Source organism: Georgenia sp. X1117 (assembly GCF_057784635.1).
Map to the genome: position 1 here is coordinate 2,605,228 of NZ_CM173492.1, position 15,381 is coordinate 2,620,608.

The 15,381-nt window shown below is 73.5% G+C and carries 13 protein-coding genes; 6 read left to right on the forward strand and 7 right to left on the reverse strand.

Annotation, left to right across the window (positions count from 1 at the left end; translation table 11 throughout):
• Window positions 1–33 precede the first annotated feature (33 nt).
• Window positions 34–477: a hypothetical protein gene (locus AC3D3D_RS12040; RefSeq protein WP_463661748.1), complete on the forward strand. Its 444-nt coding sequence runs from the start codon at window positions 34–36 to the stop codon at window positions 475–477.
• Here the strand turns inward: AC3D3D_RS12040 and AC3D3D_RS12045 are convergent.
• A complete protein-coding gene (locus AC3D3D_RS12045; protein WP_463661747.1) occupies window positions 387–1,970 on the reverse strand; it encodes an MFS transporter in 1,584 nt (527 codons plus the stop codon). The genes AC3D3D_RS12040 and AC3D3D_RS12045 overlap by 91 nt on opposite strands.
• Window positions 1,967–2,863: an ABC transporter substrate-binding protein gene (locus AC3D3D_RS12050; RefSeq protein ID WP_463661746.1), complete on the reverse strand. Its 897-nt coding sequence runs from the start codon at window positions 2,861–2,863 to the stop codon at window positions 1,967–1,969. The genes AC3D3D_RS12045 and AC3D3D_RS12050 overlap by 4 nt, the downstream gene beginning before the upstream one ends.
• A gap of 245 nt (window positions 2,864–3,108) precedes the next feature.
• On the opposite strand from AC3D3D_RS12050, the gene AC3D3D_RS12055 reads away from it, so the two are divergent.
• Genes AC3D3D_RS12055 through AC3D3D_RS12070 form a run of 4 tightly spaced genes read left to right on the forward strand, consistent with a single transcriptional unit; the run spans window position 3,109 to window position 8,324 of the window.
• Entirely contained in the window at window positions 3,109–4,737 is a 1,629-nt protein-coding gene (locus tag AC3D3D_RS12055; protein ID WP_463661745.1) for an ABC transporter substrate-binding protein, read from the forward strand.
• Complete coding sequence (locus AC3D3D_RS12060) at window positions 4,734–5,795, forward strand: ABC transporter permease (RefSeq protein WP_463661744.1); 1,062 nt, start codon at window positions 4,734–4,736, stop codon at window positions 5,793–5,795. The genes AC3D3D_RS12055 and AC3D3D_RS12060 overlap by 4 nt, the downstream gene beginning before the upstream one ends.
• Window positions 5,785–6,729 carry an ABC transporter permease gene (locus AC3D3D_RS12065; RefSeq protein WP_463661743.1) on the forward strand — a complete coding sequence of 315 codons (945 nt, stop codon included), beginning with the start codon at window positions 5,785–5,787 and terminating at the stop codon, window positions 6,727–6,729. Before AC3D3D_RS12060 ends, AC3D3D_RS12065 begins: the two co-directional genes overlap by 11 nt.
• Window positions 6,726–8,324, forward strand: a complete 1,599-nt coding sequence (locus AC3D3D_RS12070; protein ID WP_463661742.1) for a dipeptide ABC transporter ATP-binding protein — start codon at window positions 6,726–6,728, stop codon at window positions 8,322–8,324. Before AC3D3D_RS12065 ends, AC3D3D_RS12070 begins: the two co-directional genes overlap by 4 nt.
• Before the next feature lie 38 nt (window positions 8,325–8,362).
• Here the strand turns inward: AC3D3D_RS12070 and AC3D3D_RS12075 are convergent, their stop codons facing one another.
• Both AC3D3D_RS12075 and AC3D3D_RS12080 read right to left on the reverse strand, forming a co-directional pair.
• Window positions 8,363–8,713 carry a HepT-like ribonuclease domain-containing protein gene (locus AC3D3D_RS12075; RefSeq protein WP_463661741.1) on the reverse strand — a complete coding sequence of 117 codons (351 nt, stop codon included), beginning with the start codon at window positions 8,711–8,713 and terminating at the stop codon, window positions 8,363–8,365.
• Window positions 8,710–9,153, reverse strand: a complete 444-nt coding sequence (locus AC3D3D_RS12080) for a helix-turn-helix domain-containing protein (protein WP_463661740.1) — start codon at window positions 9,151–9,153, stop codon at window positions 8,710–8,712. The genes AC3D3D_RS12075 and AC3D3D_RS12080 overlap by 4 nt, the downstream gene beginning before the upstream one ends.
• Window positions 9,154–9,366: 213 nt before the next feature.
• Here AC3D3D_RS12080 and AC3D3D_RS12085 point away from each other — a divergent pair, with 213 nt between their 5' ends.
• Window positions 9,367–11,364 carry a thioredoxin domain-containing protein gene (locus AC3D3D_RS12085; RefSeq protein WP_463661739.1) on the forward strand — a complete coding sequence of 666 codons (1,998 nt, stop codon included), beginning with the start codon at window positions 9,367–9,369 and terminating at the stop codon, window positions 11,362–11,364.
• Between the two features lie 82 nt (window positions 11,365–11,446).
• On the opposite strand, the gene AC3D3D_RS12090 is transcribed toward AC3D3D_RS12085, so the two are convergent.
• From AC3D3D_RS12090 to AC3D3D_RS12100, 3 genes are all read right to left on the reverse strand, one after another.
• The gene (locus AC3D3D_RS12090) at window positions 11,447–12,847 is read right to left on the reverse strand and encodes an ATP-binding protein (protein WP_463661738.1); all 1,401 of its coding nucleotides are present in this window, start codon (window positions 12,845–12,847) and stop codon (window positions 11,447–11,449) included.
• A gap of 63 nt (window positions 12,848–12,910) precedes the next feature.
• Window positions 12,911–13,927 (reverse strand): carbohydrate kinase family protein, encoded by a 1,017-nt coding sequence (locus AC3D3D_RS12095; protein WP_463661737.1) that lies wholly within the window; start codon window positions 13,925–13,927, stop codon window positions 12,911–12,913.
• Window positions 13,924–15,309 carry a mannitol dehydrogenase family protein gene (locus AC3D3D_RS12100; protein WP_463661736.1) on the reverse strand — a complete coding sequence of 462 codons (1,386 nt, stop codon included), beginning with the start codon at window positions 15,307–15,309 and terminating at the stop codon, window positions 13,924–13,926. Before AC3D3D_RS12100 ends, AC3D3D_RS12095 begins: the two co-directional genes overlap by 4 nt.
• Between the last annotated feature and the right edge of the window lie 72 nt (window positions 15,310–15,381).

A 15,381-nucleotide genomic window follows, 5' to 3' on the forward strand; every position in this document is an offset into this window, starting at 1 on the left:
ACCGACCAGCTGCCGCCCGACCGAGGAGGACCGATGTCCGGACACGACTATGCCAGTGCCATCACCTCCTGTTCCACCGAGGTGAGCGGCCGTTTCACCGTGCGCGGGCCGGCCTTCGAGCTGCTCGCCGACGGCTCGGTGGGCACCGGCGGACCCGGCCGGGCCCCGGGTCCGCTCGACCTGCTCGTCTCCGCGCTGGTCGTCAACCTCATGAACATCCTCCGCCTCGGCGTCGAGCCCGACGACGAGCCCCACGACGACCTGCCGGTCCGGGTGCGCGCCCGCACCTCCCGGTACGCCGGTGGGCGGGTGAAGGCGGGCCGGCTCGTCGTCGAGGTCGCCATCGACGGCTTCGACGAGATCGACACCGCCGCCCTGGTCGAGCGCTACCGGACCGGGTGCCGGATCCTGCCCGCCGTCGAGCTGGTGCTCGACGTCGAGCTGCGCGCCGTGGCGGCCTCCGCCGTCGCCGCCTGAGGGCGGCGCTGACGGCGCAGGTCGACCAGCGCGACCGCGAGTGCGGCGAGCAGGAAGGCGCAGGCCACCGCGGTGGCCCGCAGCGTCGCGGTGGTGTGGCTCGCGGCCGGCGCCGTCGACAGGGTCCAGCCCGGCCCGTAGACGGTGGTGAAGTAGGCGACCGAGGCGGTGGCCACCCCGAAGCTGTTGGCGATGCGCTGACCGAGCTGGCCGATCGCCCCGGCCGCGCTGCCCTGCCCCGGCGGGACGTCGGCGAGCATCTGGGCGTGGTTGGGCGAGACGACCATCCCGGTGCCCAGGCCGGTCAGGGCCTGGAGCGCCACCACACCGGTGAGGAGCGCGGCGCCGGGCGGCCCCCAGCCCAGCAGGGCCGCGGTCCCGAGCATCGACGCCAGCGCCAGGACCATGCCCAGCGCGGTCAGCCGCCGCCCCCAGGTGGTGACGAGCCGGCCGCCGATGCTCGCCCCGAGCGCGGAGCCGATCGCCGCGGGCAGCATGACCAGCCCCGCCAGGAAGGGGCTGAGCCCGGCGACCTGCTGGAGGTGGATGGTCAGGGCCAGCGAGAAGCCGGGCACCGCGGCGAACCAGGTCGTCGAGACGAGGACGCCGTTGCGGAAGGAGGGCAGGCGCAGCAGTGCCGGATCCACGAGGGCGGGCCGGCCGGCCCCGGCGCGTGCCCGCGAGCGCAGGACGAACCCGGCGAGGAGGATCGCGGCGGGCACGAGCAGCCACCACCGGTGCGGGTCGTCGCCCGGACGGCCGGTGGTCGCCACGATCGGCGCGAGTAGCGTGACCAGCGTGCCGGCCAGCAGGAGCACCCCGAGGACGTCGAGGTCGGGCCGGCGCGCGGGGCGTCCCGCCGGCTCGCGGGGGAGCAGCAGGTGGGCGGCCACCACGAGGAGAACCCCCACGGGCAGGTTCATCGCGAACACCCCGCGCCAGCCGAGCAGCCCGGGCAGGAGGAGCAGGCCGCCGACGCTCGGGCCGAGCGCGGTCGCGCAGGCCACGCACACCCCGTACACGCCGAAGGCCCGCGCCCGGGCCGCACCGGTGAACCGTTGCGGGACGATCCCCATCATCTGGGGCATGAGCAGCCCGGCCGCGACCCCGAGCAGCGCCCGCCCGGCGATGAGCGTGGCGGCGTCGGGGGCCAGGGTGCACACCGCGCTGGCGAGGAGGTAGCCGAGCAGCCCCACCATGGCCAGGCGGCGTCGTCGGCCGTGGTCGCCGAGGCGCCCGGCCGGCACGAGCGTGACGGCGAAGGCCAGGACGTAGGCGGCGGAGACGAGCTGGATCCGTACCGGGCCGGGGTCCAGGGCGGCGTCGATGGAGGGGATCGCCAGGGAGACCTTGTGCAGGTCGAGCAGCAGCATCCCCGCGGTGAACCCGCACAGCAGGACGAGCAGCCGGTCCCGTCCCGCGCCCACCCCCGGCGGTTCCCCGGGCGGCGGCACCGCCGGCGCACCCGGCGCCGCCGCCTCGGGGCCGGTCATGGGAGGGTGATGAACTTCGAGGCGTCGACGAGGCGCTGGTACTCGTTGTCGGCGTCGATGAGACCCCAGCCGGCGATCCAGTCGACGATCCGCTGGTACTCGGCCTCGGGGTAGGGGCCGGGGTGGACGTAGCGCAGGCGGCCCAGGCTGAAGTCCTCGGGGACGAGCTCCTCCACGCCGGCGGCCTGCTCGATGAAGTACCCGAGGTAGGGGCGCACGTCCCGCTGGATGTCGTCCACGGCGCGGCTGACGGCCCGGTTGATCTTCTCGAACTGCTCGGGGTCGAGCTCGTCGCCGGCCACCTCGGCGCCGTAGTAGTGGGCCTCGGCCAGGATCTTGTACCCGCGCTTCTCGGCGACGGTGATCCACGGCTCCATCAGGGCCACGGCCGCCAGGTCGCCGTCGGCCACGACGTCGAGGCGGCTCTTGCCCTTGACGCCGACGAGGGTGATGTCCTCGCGCGGCAGGAAGCCCTCGAGGGTCTGCAGGGCGAGGTAGTGCGAGCCGTGGTGGAAGTTGACGCCGACCGGCACGCCGGCCAGGTCGGAGGCCACGTTGTAGGGGGAGTCCCCGCGCACGACGATCGCCTGGCTGGCCACCGCGGCGCGACGGGCCACGACCTTGCCGCCGCGCCGGCTGTCCTGGGAGCGGCGGAGCTGGCCCCACTCGCAGGCGTTGTAGAGGTTGGTGGTGCCGGCCTCGAAGAGGGTGAAGGTGTGGAAGGAGTCCTGCGCGCCCGGCTCGGTGATGAGCTCGAGGCCGTCCTCGGGGGCGGCGGGCTTGGGGACGAGCTCGACGTCGAGCCCCTCGTCGGTGAAGTAGCCCTTGTCGCGGGCGACGAAGTACGGCAGGTAGAAGATCGCGCCGTTCGTCTCGATGTTGATCGTGCTCATGCTGACCTCCGGTGATAGCGGATGGGACGTTCTATATAGAACGCATGGCCGGGACGCTACGCACACGGATCGGCGCGACGGTGGGGCTCAGGCCCGATGTCCGCATGTTGACACCGATCGCTGTCATCTCAGGATGTGGGAGATTGCCGGTGCCGCCGATAGAAGTTGCATATGGGTCCTTAACGTCGCCGCAGCACGACCGACCAGTGCCCCACGCCGGGCCGCCCCACCGAGAGGACTCCCTCATGGCTCGATCCACGCCCGACCCGCACCGCCCCCGTCGCTTGGGCGTGCTCGGGGCCGCCCTGCTCGGCGTCGCGATGCTGTCGGCCTGTACGCGGGCGAGCGCGGGCTCCGGGGGCCAGGCCGCGGACCCCGACGGTGAGCCCGTCGAGGGCGGCACGCTGCACTACCGGGCCGCGCCGGGCGCCTCGGGCGGGGGCAGCTCGATCGACCCCGCCACCGCGACCGGGTACGGCCTGGCGGTGCCGCTGCGCCAGGTCGTCGACTCGCTCGTCTTCCACGCAGAGGACGGCGAGTTCGAGCCCTGGCTGGCCACCGACTGGGAGGTCAACGAGGACGCCACGGTCTACAGCTTCAACCTCCGCGAGGACGTCACCTTCTCCAACGGGGAGGAGCTCGACGCCGAGGCCGTGGCCGCCAGCTACCGCTCCATCCTCGACGGCGGTGCCAGCTTCGCGACCGCCAACGCCTGGATCGGGGACCTGGAGGAGATCACCACCACCGGGGAGCACGAGGTGGAGTTCCGCTTCGGCACACCCAACTCCTCCTTCCTCCAGGCCGCCTCGACCAGTGTGCTGGGCATCGTGGCGCCGGAGACGGCCGCGTTGTCCTACGACGAACGGCAGGACGGGCTGACGATCGTGGGGTCCGGGCCGTTCGTCGGGGCCGAGGTCCGTGCCGACGAGGGCTACGTCCTCGAGCGGCGCGACGACTACGCCTGGGCGCCGGAGTCCTTCCCCAACCAGGGGGCCGCCCACCTCGAGGCGATCGAGGTGCCCCACATCTCCGACAGCAGCATCGCCGCGGCGGAGCTCCGCTCGGGCGGGCTGACCCTCCTGCACAACACCGAGCCCGCCGACAAGACCGAGCTCGCCTCGAACCCGGACGTCACCATCCGCACCGAGCCCCTGCCCAGCGGCTCGATCGGCCTGGTCGCCAACTCCGACCACCCCGGGCTCGACGACGAGGCGGTGCGGGTCGCCCTCGGGCTCGCCACCGACCGCGCGGCCATCCTCGAGCGGGCCTCGGCCATCGACGTCGAGGCCACCAGCGTGCTGTCCGCGTCCAACCCGTTCTGGTCCGACCTGTCCGACCACATCGTCACCGACACCGAACAGGCGGCGCAGATCCTCGACGACGCCGGCTGGACCATCGGCGAGGACGGCGTGCGCGAGCGCGACGGCGTGCGGCTGAGCTTCGACCTCATCTACACCGGCTCGACGATCTCCCACGAGCCGAACCTCGCCGTCCTCCAGTCGCAGTGGGCCGACCTCGGGGTCGAGCTGACCTTCGGCGCCCTGACCACCCCCGACCTCAACGCCCGCACCGCGAGCGGGGACTACGCCTTCGCCTGGCAGGGGGCCAGCCGGGCGGATGCCGACGTGCTGCGGGCCAACTTCGGCGGGCAGGACCCCGAGCTGGACGCGCTCTTCGAGGAGATCCGCGCCACGCCCGACGTCGATGCACGCCAGGAGCTCGTCACCGAGGCGTCCACGCTCATCCTCGAGCGCGGCTACTTCATCCCCCTCTACGACTTCATCCAGCCGCTGGCCTACCGCAACGAGCTCGCCCTGCCGGTGCTCGAGGGCAGCCACATCCCCATGCTCGTCAACGCCTGGATCGAGCAGTGAGCGTCGTCGAGCTCGAGCGGGCCCCGCGCAGCGACCTGCGCGAGGTGGCCGAGGCGCCGGCCGCGCCGTCGCGGCGCTGGCCGCGCGTCCTCGCCGGGCACGCGCTGCGCGGAGTGGTGGTGGTCTGGGCCGCCTACACCCTCACGTTCGCGTTGCTGTTCGTCCTGCCCGGGGACGCGGTCCTGGCCCGGGTGGGGGCCGCCGAGATCGGTGCGGCCGACCTCGGGGCCGCCGACCTCGCCCCGCTGCGCGAGGAGCTGGGCCTGGGGTCCTCCCTGGCGGTCCAGTACGGCCAGGGACTGCTCGGGCTGCTCACCGGCGACCTCGGCAGCTCGCTCGTCAGCGGGCGCCCCGTCACCACCCTCATCGCCGAGGCGCTGCCCGGAACGGCCGCCCTGGCCGGCTTCTCGCTGCTGGTCTCCCTCGCCGGCGGGGTCGCCCTCGCGGTCGGCGCCGTCGCGCCCCGACGCCGGTGGGTGCGCTCGCTGGTGGCGATGGTCCCCGCCGTCTACGTCAGCCTGCCCGTGTTCTGGGTGGGGATCGTGTGCATCTACGTCTTCTCCCTGCAGCTGGGCTGGTTCCCGTCCTCGGGCAGCCAGGGGGTGGCGTCGTTGATCCTGCCCGGCATGGTGGTCGGTCTGCTCGGTGCCGCCCAGCTCGCCCAGGTCCTCATCAGCTCGCTGCGGGCCGAGGTCGGCGAGACCTACGCCGCGGTGACCGCCCCGGCCAAGGGTGCCTCGAGGTACCACGCGGTCGTGCGGCACTGCCTGCGCAACGCGGCCCTGCCGTTCCTCACCGTCCTGGGGCTGCGGATCGCGGCCCTGCTCGGCGGCACCGTCGTGGTGGAGAGCGTCTTCTCCCGCGGCGGGCTCGGCCGCCTCATCGTCGAGTCCGTGCGCTCCGTCGACCTCACCGTGGTGCTGGGGGTCGTCGTCCTGCTCGCGGTGGTCTACGTCGTCGTCAACGCCCTGGTGGACGTCGCGTACGTGCTCGTCGACCCCCGACTGCGCCGGCGCGGGGGCGCCGGCGCCGAGCTGAGGAGCGACCATGTCCGCTGAGACCAGGCACGACGTCGAGACGGCCTCCGACGTCGGGACCACCTCCGACGACGGGAGCGCGGCCGGGGCCGAGGCTACGGACGGGACCCCTGCCGGCGTCGGGACCCCGCACCGGCAGCGCCGCCTGCGCCGGTCGCGCCGCCGGCGTGGGCCGGTCGAGCTGCCCCTGCTGCTCGTCGCGCTGGCCGCACTGGTGCTCGTCGCGCTGCTCCCCGGCGCGATCGCCCCCTACGACCCGCTCGAGCTGGCCGGACGTCCCTTCGAGCCGCCCGGCGGCGCCCACCTCCTCGGTACCGACGAGGTCGGGCGGGACCTGCTCTCCCGGATCCTGCACGGGCTGGGGATCTCCCTGGGCGCCGCCGCCGTCGCGGTCGCGGTGGCGCTGGGGACCGGCCTGGTCGTCGGCGTGCTCTCGGGCCTGCGCCCGCACGGGATCCTCGACCGGGTCCTCGGCGTCCTCAGCGAGGCCGTCCTGGCCGTCCCCGGAGTGCTCCTCGCCCTGGCCGTCATCACCGCCTACGGGCGCGGGGCCCTCGTGGCGGGCGTGGCCGTCGGCATCGCGGAGGCGCCCGGCTTCGCGCGGCTCGTGCGCGGCCAGGTCATCCAGGCCCGCAACCGGACCTACGTCGAGGCCGCCGTCGGGCTGGGCACCTCACCGCTGCGGGTGGTCACCCGGCACGTCGTGCCGCAGGTCCTCCCGCCGCTCGCCGCCTACACGGCGCTCAACCTCGGCCTCGCCCTCCTGGCCATCGGCTCGCTCAGCTACCTCGGCTTCGGCGAGGCACCGCCGTCGCCGGAGTGGGGCGTGCTCATCGCCGGCGGGCAGAGCTACCTCATCCACGCGTGGTGGGTGGCGGTCCTGCCCGGCATCGCCCTGGTCGCCACCGTCGTCCTCGTCAGCCGCATCGCCCACCTTCTCCAGGAGGAGCAATGAGCCTCGCCGTCCGCGTCACCGACCTCACCGTCCGCTACGGGCGCGAGACCGAGGTCCCCCCGGCCCTGGACGGGGTCAGCCTCGAGGTGCCCGCCGGGGCCGTGACCGCCGTCGTGGGGGAGTCCGGCTCGGGCAAGTCGACCCTCGCCCACACCCTCGTGCGCCTGCTGCCGCGCAGCGCCCGCGTCGCCGGCAGCGTCGAGCTGGCCGGCGAGGACGTCCTGCGCCGCAGCGAGAAGGAGTTCCGGCCGCTGCGCGGGCGGCGCATCGGCTTCGTCCCGCAGGACCCCATCGCCTCGCTCAACCCGACGATGACGATCGGCGCCCAGCTGCGCGAGGCCTTCCGCCTGGCCGGCCGCCGGGTTGACGCCGCCACCGACGCTCTGCTGCTCGAGGACCTGAGCCAGCTCGGGTTCCCCGAGCCCGAGGCGCTGCTCGGCCGGTATTCCCACGAGTTCTCCGGCGGGATGCGCCAGCGGGTGCTCGTGGCCATCGCCTTCTCCCAGCGGCCCGAGCTGGTCATCGCCGACGAACCCACCAGCGCGCTCGACGCCCTGGTCGGCGCGGAGGTGCTCGCCGGCATCGCCGACGTGCGACGTCGCCACGGCACCACCGTCGTGCTCATCACCCACGACCTGGCCGTCGCCCGGCGGCACGCCGACCACGTGCACGTCCTCCACGGCGGACGGTTGGTCGAGAGCGGGCCGGTGGCGGGCGTCTTCGGCGCGCCCGCCCAGCCCTACACGCGCACGCTCCTGGACAGCTCGGTGCGCCTGCGGGGCGGGGAGGTGGTGAGCGTGGCCGAGGCCCTGGCGGATCGGCCCGCCCGCCCCGTGCCGGTGGTCGATCCCGGCGCCGAGCCGGCGGTGCGTGTCGACGGGGTGTCGAAGTCCTTCGGCGCCACGCGCGCCGTCGACGACGTCTCCCTCGTGCTGCCGGTCGGCCAGACCCTGGCGGTGGTGGGGGAGTCGGGCTCGGGCAAGACCACCACGGGGCGGATGATCCTCGGGCTCGAACGGCCCGACCAGGGCACGGTGCAGGTGTTCGGGCAGGACGTCGGCCGGGCCGGTCGGCGGGCGCTGCGCGAGCTGCGCCGGCAGATGCAGGTCGTGTACCAGAGCCCCTTCGAGTCGCTCAACCCGCGCCTCACACTCGGGCAGATCATCGCCGAGCCGCTCCAGGCCCACGGTCAGGGGGACCGCCACGCCAGGCGCCGGGCCGCGGCCGAGCTGCTCGAGCTCGTCCAGCTACCGGGGTCGTACGTGGACCGTCGGCCGCGCGAGCTGTCCGGCGGGCAGCGTCAGCGGGTGGGCATCGCCCGGGCACTCGCGCTGCGCCCGCGCCTGCTCGTGCTGGACGAACCGGTCTCGGCCCTCGACGCCACGGTGCAGTCCCAGGTCGTGGCCCTGCTGGCCGAGCTGCAGCGCGAGCTGGACCTCACCTACTTCCTCGTCACCCACGACCTGGGGGTGGTCACCGAGCTGGCCGACCAGGTCATGGTGCTGCGCGCGGGACGGGTGGTCGAGGCCGGACCGGTGGGGCGGGTGGTGGCCGACCCCGACGACGACTACACGAGGGCGCTGCTGGCGGTGTGAGTGGCGGGAGCGTGTGGCGGACGGGCTCGGCGGCGGCTCTACCCGAGCCCCGGCAGCACGACGTCGGCCAGGTAGGTGCGCAGTGCGGGGACGTCACGGGTGACGGTGCGCCACACACGGCGTGGGTCGAGGTCGTCGTACTGGTGCGCGGCGAAGTTGCGCATCCCGACGATCTGTCGCCACGGCTGGGCGTCGAACCTCTCGAGGATCGCTGCTGGGATGTGGTTGATGCCCTCGCCGATCCGGATGAGCCCCATCTCGATGGCCCACTGGCTGCGGACGTCGTGCTCGAAGTCGACGTAGCCGGTACGAGTCAGATCGGCCAGGGTGTCGCAGACGGCGATCACGCGTGTGACGGCGTCGCGCGCCTTGCCTGACTCGGTGGTCATACGACGACCGCCTCGCGCAGGACCCGCTCGCGGAACTCTCCTCGCAGGGTGTCGGATGCGACGACGTCGACGTCGACGCCGAGGAGGTCGTGCAGGGCCTGACGGAGGCCGATCTCGTCGAGCAGGCTGGCCTCGTCGTCGAAGTCCACGAGAAGGTCGATGTCGGACTCCGCGCTGTCCTCGCCGCGTGCCACAGAGCCGAAGACTCGCGGGGCACTGGCGTGGTGGGCGGCGACGGTGGCGCGTACGGCCGCGCGGTGCTGCGTGAGGCGTTCGGACGGGCGCGCACGGAGCGCGTCGCGGATCCTGCCCAGCACCTCGGGGTTCGGGGAACGCCGACCGTTCTCGTAGGCGGAGATGTTCGGCTGCGGGACGTGCGCGGCGCGGGCGAGCTGCGACTGGCTCATCCCGGCCGCCTGCCGTTCCGCACGAATATCCATGGTCCCAGGATATCGCGGACTTATCGCCATCGATATGGATGGAGGAGCCGCCGTGTTGCCTCGCGGTAGGGGCGGGTACGGGGGACGACGAGTGCGGCGGTCGCTGCTCGCGGGCACCGCTGAGACGTCAGCCGCCAGCCCTGCCCGCTCCCTCCCCGCTCGTGCACCATGGAGGGACGACAGCCCCGCCCGCCCTTGCTTGGAGCGATCGCCATGACCAACCGTCTCGCCGACGCGACCAGCCCCTACCTGCTCCAGCACGCCGAGAACCCGGTCGACTGGTACCCGTGGGGCGAGGAGGCCTTCGCGGAGGCGCGCCGCCGGGACGTCCCCGTCCTGCTCTCGGTCGGCTACGCCGCCTGCCACTGGTGCCACGTCATGGCCCACGAGTCCTTCGAGGACCCGGCCGTCGCCGAGGCCCTCAACGCCGGCTACGTCGCCGTCAAGGTCGACCGCGAGGAGCGCCCCGACGTCGACGCCGTCTACATGAGCGCCACCGTCCTCATGACCGGCCAGGGCGGCTGGCCCATGACCTGCCTGCTCACCCCCGACGGCGAACCGTTCTTCTGCGGCACCTACTTCCCGCGCGAGCGGTTCCTCGCCCTCCTGGACTCCGCCGGGAAGGCGTGGCGCGAGCGCCGCGACGAGATCCTCACCTCCTCGGCCGCGATCACCGACGCCGTGGCCCGGGCGGGCGGCCCGGCCCCGGCGCACCGCGTCGACGAGCAGGTCCTCGCCGACGCGGTGACGACGCTCGCCGGGGAGGTCGACGCCACCCACGGTGGTTTCGGGTCAGCGCCGAAGTTCCCGCCGTCGATGGTCCTCGAGCACCTCCTGCGCCACCACGCCCGCACCGGCCACCCCGAGGCGCTGCGCATCGTCGAGGCCACCGCCGAGGCCATGGCCCGCGGCGGCATCTACGACCAGCTCGCCGGCGGCTTCGCCCGCTACGCCGTCGACGCCGCCTGGGTGGTGCCGCACTTCGAGAAGATGCTCTACGACAACGCCCAGCTCCTGCGCGTCTACCTCCACCTGCTGCGCGCCGCGCCCGACGGGCCCCAGGCCGCCCTCGCCGAGCGCGTGGCCCGGGAGACCGCCGACTTCCTCATCGCCGACCTGGCCACCCCCGAGGGCGGCTTCGCCTCCGCCCTGGATGCTGACACCGACGGCGTCGAGGGGCTGACCTACGTGTGGACGCCCGCCCAGCTGGCGGACGTGCTCGGCGAGGGCGACGGCGCCCGGGCCGCCGACCTGCTCGGCGTCACGGCGCAGGGCACGTTCGAGCGCGGCGCCTCGGTCCTCCAGCTGCGCGCCGACCCGGATAACCCCACATGGTGGGCCGACGTGCGGGCCCGGCTTCTGGCGGCCCGCGCGCAGCGCCCCCAGCCCGCCCGCGACGACAAGGTCGTCACCGCCTGGAACGGCCTGGCGATCGCCGCCCTCGCCGAGGCCGGGACCCAGCTCGCCGAGCCGAGCTACCTCGACGCCGCACGCACCTGTGCCGACCTCGTCCTACGGGTGCACGTCGTCGACGGACGACTGCGGCGCGTCTCCCGCGACGGCGTCGTCGGGGAGGCGGAGGCCGTGGCCGCCGACCACGGCGACCTCGCCGAGGGACTCCTCGCCCTCCACCAGGCCACCGGCGAGCCGCGCTGGCTCACCGCCGCCGGCGAGCTCCTCGAGTCCGCGCTCGACCGGTTCGCCGCCCCGGAGGGCGGGTTCTTCGACGTTGCCGCCGACGCCGAGCGGCTCGTCGCCCGACCCCTGGACGTCACCGACAACGCCGAGCCCTCGGGCAACGCCGCGCTCGCCGGCGCCCTGACCACCTACGCGGCGCTCACCGCCTCACCCCGGCACCGCGAGGCGGCCGAGGCCGCGGTCGCCTCCGCCGGGGCGCTCGTGCGCGAGGCGCCCCGCTTCGCCGGGTGGATCCTCGCCGTCGCTGAGGCGCAGGTGGCCGGCCCGCTGGAGGTCGCCGTCGTCGGCCCGGAGGCGGGGGAGGGGCGCGCGCAGCGCGACGCGCTCGAGGCCGTGGTGCGCGCGTCGGCGGCCCCGGGCCTGGTTCTCGCTGTCGGCGAGCCCGACGCGGCCGGCGTCCCACTGCTCGCCCACCGCCCGCTCGTCGGCGGCGAGCCAGCGGCGTACGTGTGCCGCGGCTTCGTCTGCGACCGCCCGGTCACGACTCCGGCCGAGCTCGCTGCCCTCGTGTGACGCTCCGACGGGTTGTGGAGAGGTTGCGAGGCGACTGCAACATCTACTGCAAAGGTGATTTTCCAGTAGATGTTGCAGTAGATCAGCGAAGCGACCACGAGGCGCGCGGATCCCTTGGGCTCCGGCCGTCCCACGCGATCAGCTCGAGGTCCCTCAGGACCTGAAGGTGACGTGACGCCGTGGGGCGCGTGATGTTCGCAAGATCGGCCACCTGCCCGGTGCTCAGTGGCCGACCTTCAAGCCGAAGGACGTCGAGGATGCGGCGGGCGGACTTCGTCAGGCTCGCTCGCACATCCGCATCGAGTGCGTCCGCCGTGGAGAGGGTGAGCCGCACGGAACCGCTGCCCTGTGAGTACATCGGATCCGTGAGGCCGAGTGCGCGCATCTCGCCGAAGATGCGCTTGATGCCCTCACCGAGCTCGCGGGCGATGCCGAGGTCGGAGCACACCCGGACGATGCGCGGGTTGCGTGCGTAGCGACTGATCGCGAGCGGATTGCTCGGGTCGGCGAGACCGGGGAACCGTCCAGGATTCTCGATCTCGATGCGGTTGGGGAAGATCTCGACCCTGACGTGGTCGCCGGCGATGGAGTAGGACCGGTGGAGGACGGCGTTGACCAGGCCCTCGAGCCACACGTCGCGCGGGATGATGGGGCGTGGTTCGAAGCGGCCGCTGGGGCCGAGTGCCTGCACCTTGGGCACCCACTGGTCGATGACGGCCGCGGCAGCCTCGATCTGTTCGGGGATCGACCCCTCGCAGCGGATGTCTCGCCCCTCGTAGAGAGACATGCTCGCGCCTGTCCCGCGATCGTTGTCGGCGTACTGCAGGACGCGGACGACCGCGCTGGGGTGCAGCGACTGGGGCCGTTCGGCGAACAGCAGCCAGCCGGCGACGGTGAGCTGGCCGTCCCTCGTGAGCAGGTCGCGGGCGGCGAGCATGCCCTCCGGCGTCCGAGATCCGATGGCTGTCTGGTAGGCGGCAACCTGGTCGACGTCGAGATCCTCGAGACCTGCGTCGACGGCGGTCCCGTCGAAGGGCGCACCACCGCGGTCGTACTCGAGCTCGCGGCGCTGGGCGTAGCCCAGCTTGCGGGACTCGTCCCCGACGCGCAGGAACACCTCGCCCTTGGGGGTCTCGTGGACGTGCTCCCCGGGGTGGACGCGGATGACAAGCACCGCTCGACCATCGTCGCTTCGTAGCTCTGATGTGCTGGATCGGACGACCGGAGACGTGAAGTCGTGGCTCGCCTGGCGGAGGTCGTTCAGCCGCTTGTCAGAGATGCCGTCGACGACCCCGTCGTGGATCCCGACCACCACGTAGCCACCCTCCGCGTTCGCCATGGCGACGAGCGGCACGGCGAGATCACGTGCGCTGATCCGGCCGGACTTGCGCTCGAACCATTGGGTCTCACGCACCCCGGTCAATCGCTCGACGGCCTCGTGCGGAGGCAGGGAGAGTACACGGTCGACCTCGCCCGGCTGCATCAATCTACTGTAACATTTTTACAGTAGTTGGCAGTAGGTGTGTCAGCAGCGTCCTCGCCCGGCTCAGGCCACGTCCTCACCCAGCGCTTCGTCCAGCTCCGCCGCGTCGGGCAGGTCCGCGCCGCGCCGGCTCACCGTCACGCCCGAGGCCGCGGCGCTGCGCCGGCCGATCGCCTCCAGTTCGAGCGCCTCGCCACCGGCCCCGGCCCGCACCCGCAGCAGCGAGTCGATGAGCGCCGCCATGTAGCTGTCCCCGGCGCCGACGGTGTCGACCACGTCCACCTGGGCGCGCGGCACGCGCACCACCCGATCCTGCTCGGCGAGGATCGCGCCCTCGGCCCCGAGGGTGACGACGACGAGCGGGGTGCCCAGGCCCAGCACGTGCTCGGCCACCTCCTCGGGCGTGAGGCCGGGCAGCAGCCACTCGGCGTCCTCGTCGGAGATCTTGACGACGCCGGCACTCGCGGCGAGCTCGTCGAAGCGGCGCCGGACCTCCTCCTTCGGCGGCAGCAGCGCGGCGCGGACGTTGGGGTCGAAGGAGACCAGCGCGCCCGCCGCCCGCGCGCGCTCGACGATCTGCCCCACCCGGGTCGCGCCGGGCTCGACGAACGCCGAGTACGACCCGACGTGCACGGCGGCCGGGATCTCGACCGACTCCACCTCCGGCAGCTCCCAGGCGACGTCGAACTCGTAGGCCGGCACGCCGCTCGAGTCGACGGTGGCCACCGCCGTCGAGGTGCGCCCCTCGACGACCGACCCCGCCAGCACCCTCACCCCGGAGGACTCGAGGTGCTCGCGGACGAGCCGGCCGTCGGCGTCGTCGCCGATGTGGGTGAGCAGGCCGACGTCGACGCCGAGCCGCGCGAGCCCGACCGCCATGTTCGCCGGGCTGCCCCCGGGGACGCGGCCGCTGGCCCGCGCCGGGCCGCCGGGCTCGTCGGGGAAGACGTCGACGAGGGCCTCACCGACGACGAGGACCTGCCCACCGCCGGCAGCCGCCCCCGTGCCACCCGCAACGCCCGCGCCACCCGCCGGGGCCCCGCCACCGGCGGACGTGGCCCCGGCCCCGTCCGCGCTCACGCCTCGTCCTTCGCCAGCAGTGCCTCGGCGGCCGCGAGCACGCCGTCGGCGGCGATCGCCTCGTGGGCGGAGACGAAGGCCGCTCGGAAGCGCTCGTCGGCCCCGATCGAGCCGAAGATCGACTCGTCGTCGAGGAAGGAACCGGTCTCCGAGCCCAGGCGGGCCACGGCCTCGTCCAGCTTGTCGCGCTGGCGGTCCTCGATCGTCCCGGTGAGGTCGCTCCTCGCCGAGACGTGCGCGAGGGCGGCCAGCGTGAAGGCCGTCGCCCGCACCGGCAGGTCGCGCTCGAGGAGGTCCTTGACCACCGGCACGACGAAGGCGTTGACCCGGTCGGCACCGTCGGTGGCGATCCGCACGAGGGTGTCGGCGATGGCCTCGTTGCCGAAGCGGGTGAGGATCGTGTCCTGGTACTCGGCCAGGTCGATGCCCTCGACGTCGCCGACGGTGGGCCGCGCCTCGCCGGCGATGTAGGCCGCCGCCAGGCGCGAGAGCACCGGGTCGGTCGCGGCCTCGTGCACGTACTCGTGCCCCGCCAGCAGCCCGGTGTACCCCAGCAGCTGGTGGGTGGCGTTGAGGATGCGCAGCTTCATCCGCTCGTAGGGCACCACGTCCTCGACGAGCTGGACGCCGACCGTGTCCAGGTCCGGGCGCCCGCCGGGGAAGTGGTCCTCGAGGACCCACTGGACGAAGGGCTCGCCGACCACCGGCCGCCGGTCGGTGATCCCCAGCTCGCGCTCGACCATCGCCCGGTCCTCGTCGGTGGTCACCGGGGTGATGCGGTCGACCATGCTGGCGGGGAAGGCGACGTGCTCCTCGATCCACGCCGCGAGGTCGCCGCCGCGTCCCTTCGCGTGCCCGAGCACGCTGCGCCGCGCGATCTGGCCGTTGGCCTCGATGTTGTCGCAGCTGACCACCGTGAACGGCTCGGTGCCGCGCTCACGCCGCAGCGCGATCGCGTCGACGATGTAGTCGAACACCGTCGGGGTGCCCGAGGGGTCGGGATGCTCGGCGTAGCCGCCCTCGGTGATCGTCAGCGTGACCAGGCGGGTCGCCGGGTCGGCGAGCCGCTCGACGACGGCGTCCGGGTCGTCGGGCGCGTGCAGGTAGTCGACGATCGAGCCGATCGTGCGCGACTGAAGGGGCTCGCGCGAGTCGCGCAGCACGAGGGTGTAGGTGAAGTCCTGGGCGGCGAGGTCGTCGCGCATCGCCTTGTCGCCCGGGAACAGGCCGACGCCGCAGATCGCCCAGTCCGTGGCGCCCGCCTCGAGCAGGCGGTCGACGTACATCGCCTGGTGCGAGCGGTGGAAGTTGCCGATGCCGAAGTGCACGATGCCCGTGGTCAGGGCCGTGCGGTCGTACGCGGGTGAGGTCGGTCCAGCCATGACGTGCTCCCGTTCGTCGTCGAACCTTGTCTGGTGCGTGCCGATCCGGAGGGGACCACCAGCGTAGGGGTA

Bases quoted from the DNA above. Each gene is read 5' to 3' on its own strand.
- AC3D3D_RS12070 (WP_463661742.1), top strand. From the start codon at position 6,726: ATGAGCCTCGCCGTCCGCGTCACCGACCTCACCGTCCGCTACGGGCGC.
- AC3D3D_RS12080 (WP_463661740.1), bottom strand. From the start codon at position 9,153: ATGGATATTCGTGCGGAACGGCAGGCGGCCGGGATGAGCCAGTCGCAG.
- AC3D3D_RS12075 (WP_463661741.1), bottom strand. From the start codon at position 8,713: ATGACCACCGAGTCAGGCAAGGCGCGCGACGCCGTCACACGCGTGATC.
- AC3D3D_RS12085 (WP_463661739.1), top strand. From the start codon at position 9,367: ATGACCAACCGTCTCGCCGACGCGACCAGCCCCTACCTGCTCCAGCAC.
- AC3D3D_RS12055 (WP_463661745.1), top strand. From the start codon at position 3,109: ATGGCTCGATCCACGCCCGACCCGCACCGCCCCCGTCGCTTGGGCGTG.
- AC3D3D_RS12050 (WP_463661746.1), bottom strand. From the start codon at position 2,863: ATGAGCACGATCAACATCGAGACGAACGGCGCGATCTTCTACCTGCCG.
- AC3D3D_RS12090 (WP_463661738.1), bottom strand. From the start codon at position 12,847: ATGCAGCCGGGCGAGGTCGACCGTGTACTCTCCCTGCCTCCGCACGAG.
- AC3D3D_RS12040 (WP_463661748.1), top strand. From the start codon at position 34: ATGTCCGGACACGACTATGCCAGTGCCATCACCTCCTGTTCCACCGAG.
- AC3D3D_RS12045 (WP_463661747.1), bottom strand. From the start codon at position 1,970: ATGACCGGCCCCGAGGCGGCGGCGCCGGGTGCGCCGGCGGTGCCGCCG.
- AC3D3D_RS12100 (WP_463661736.1), bottom strand. From the start codon at position 15,309: ATGGCTGGACCGACCTCACCCGCGTACGACCGCACGGCCCTGACCACG.
- AC3D3D_RS12065 (WP_463661743.1), top strand. From the start codon at position 5,785: ATGTCCGCTGAGACCAGGCACGACGTCGAGACGGCCTCCGACGTCGGG.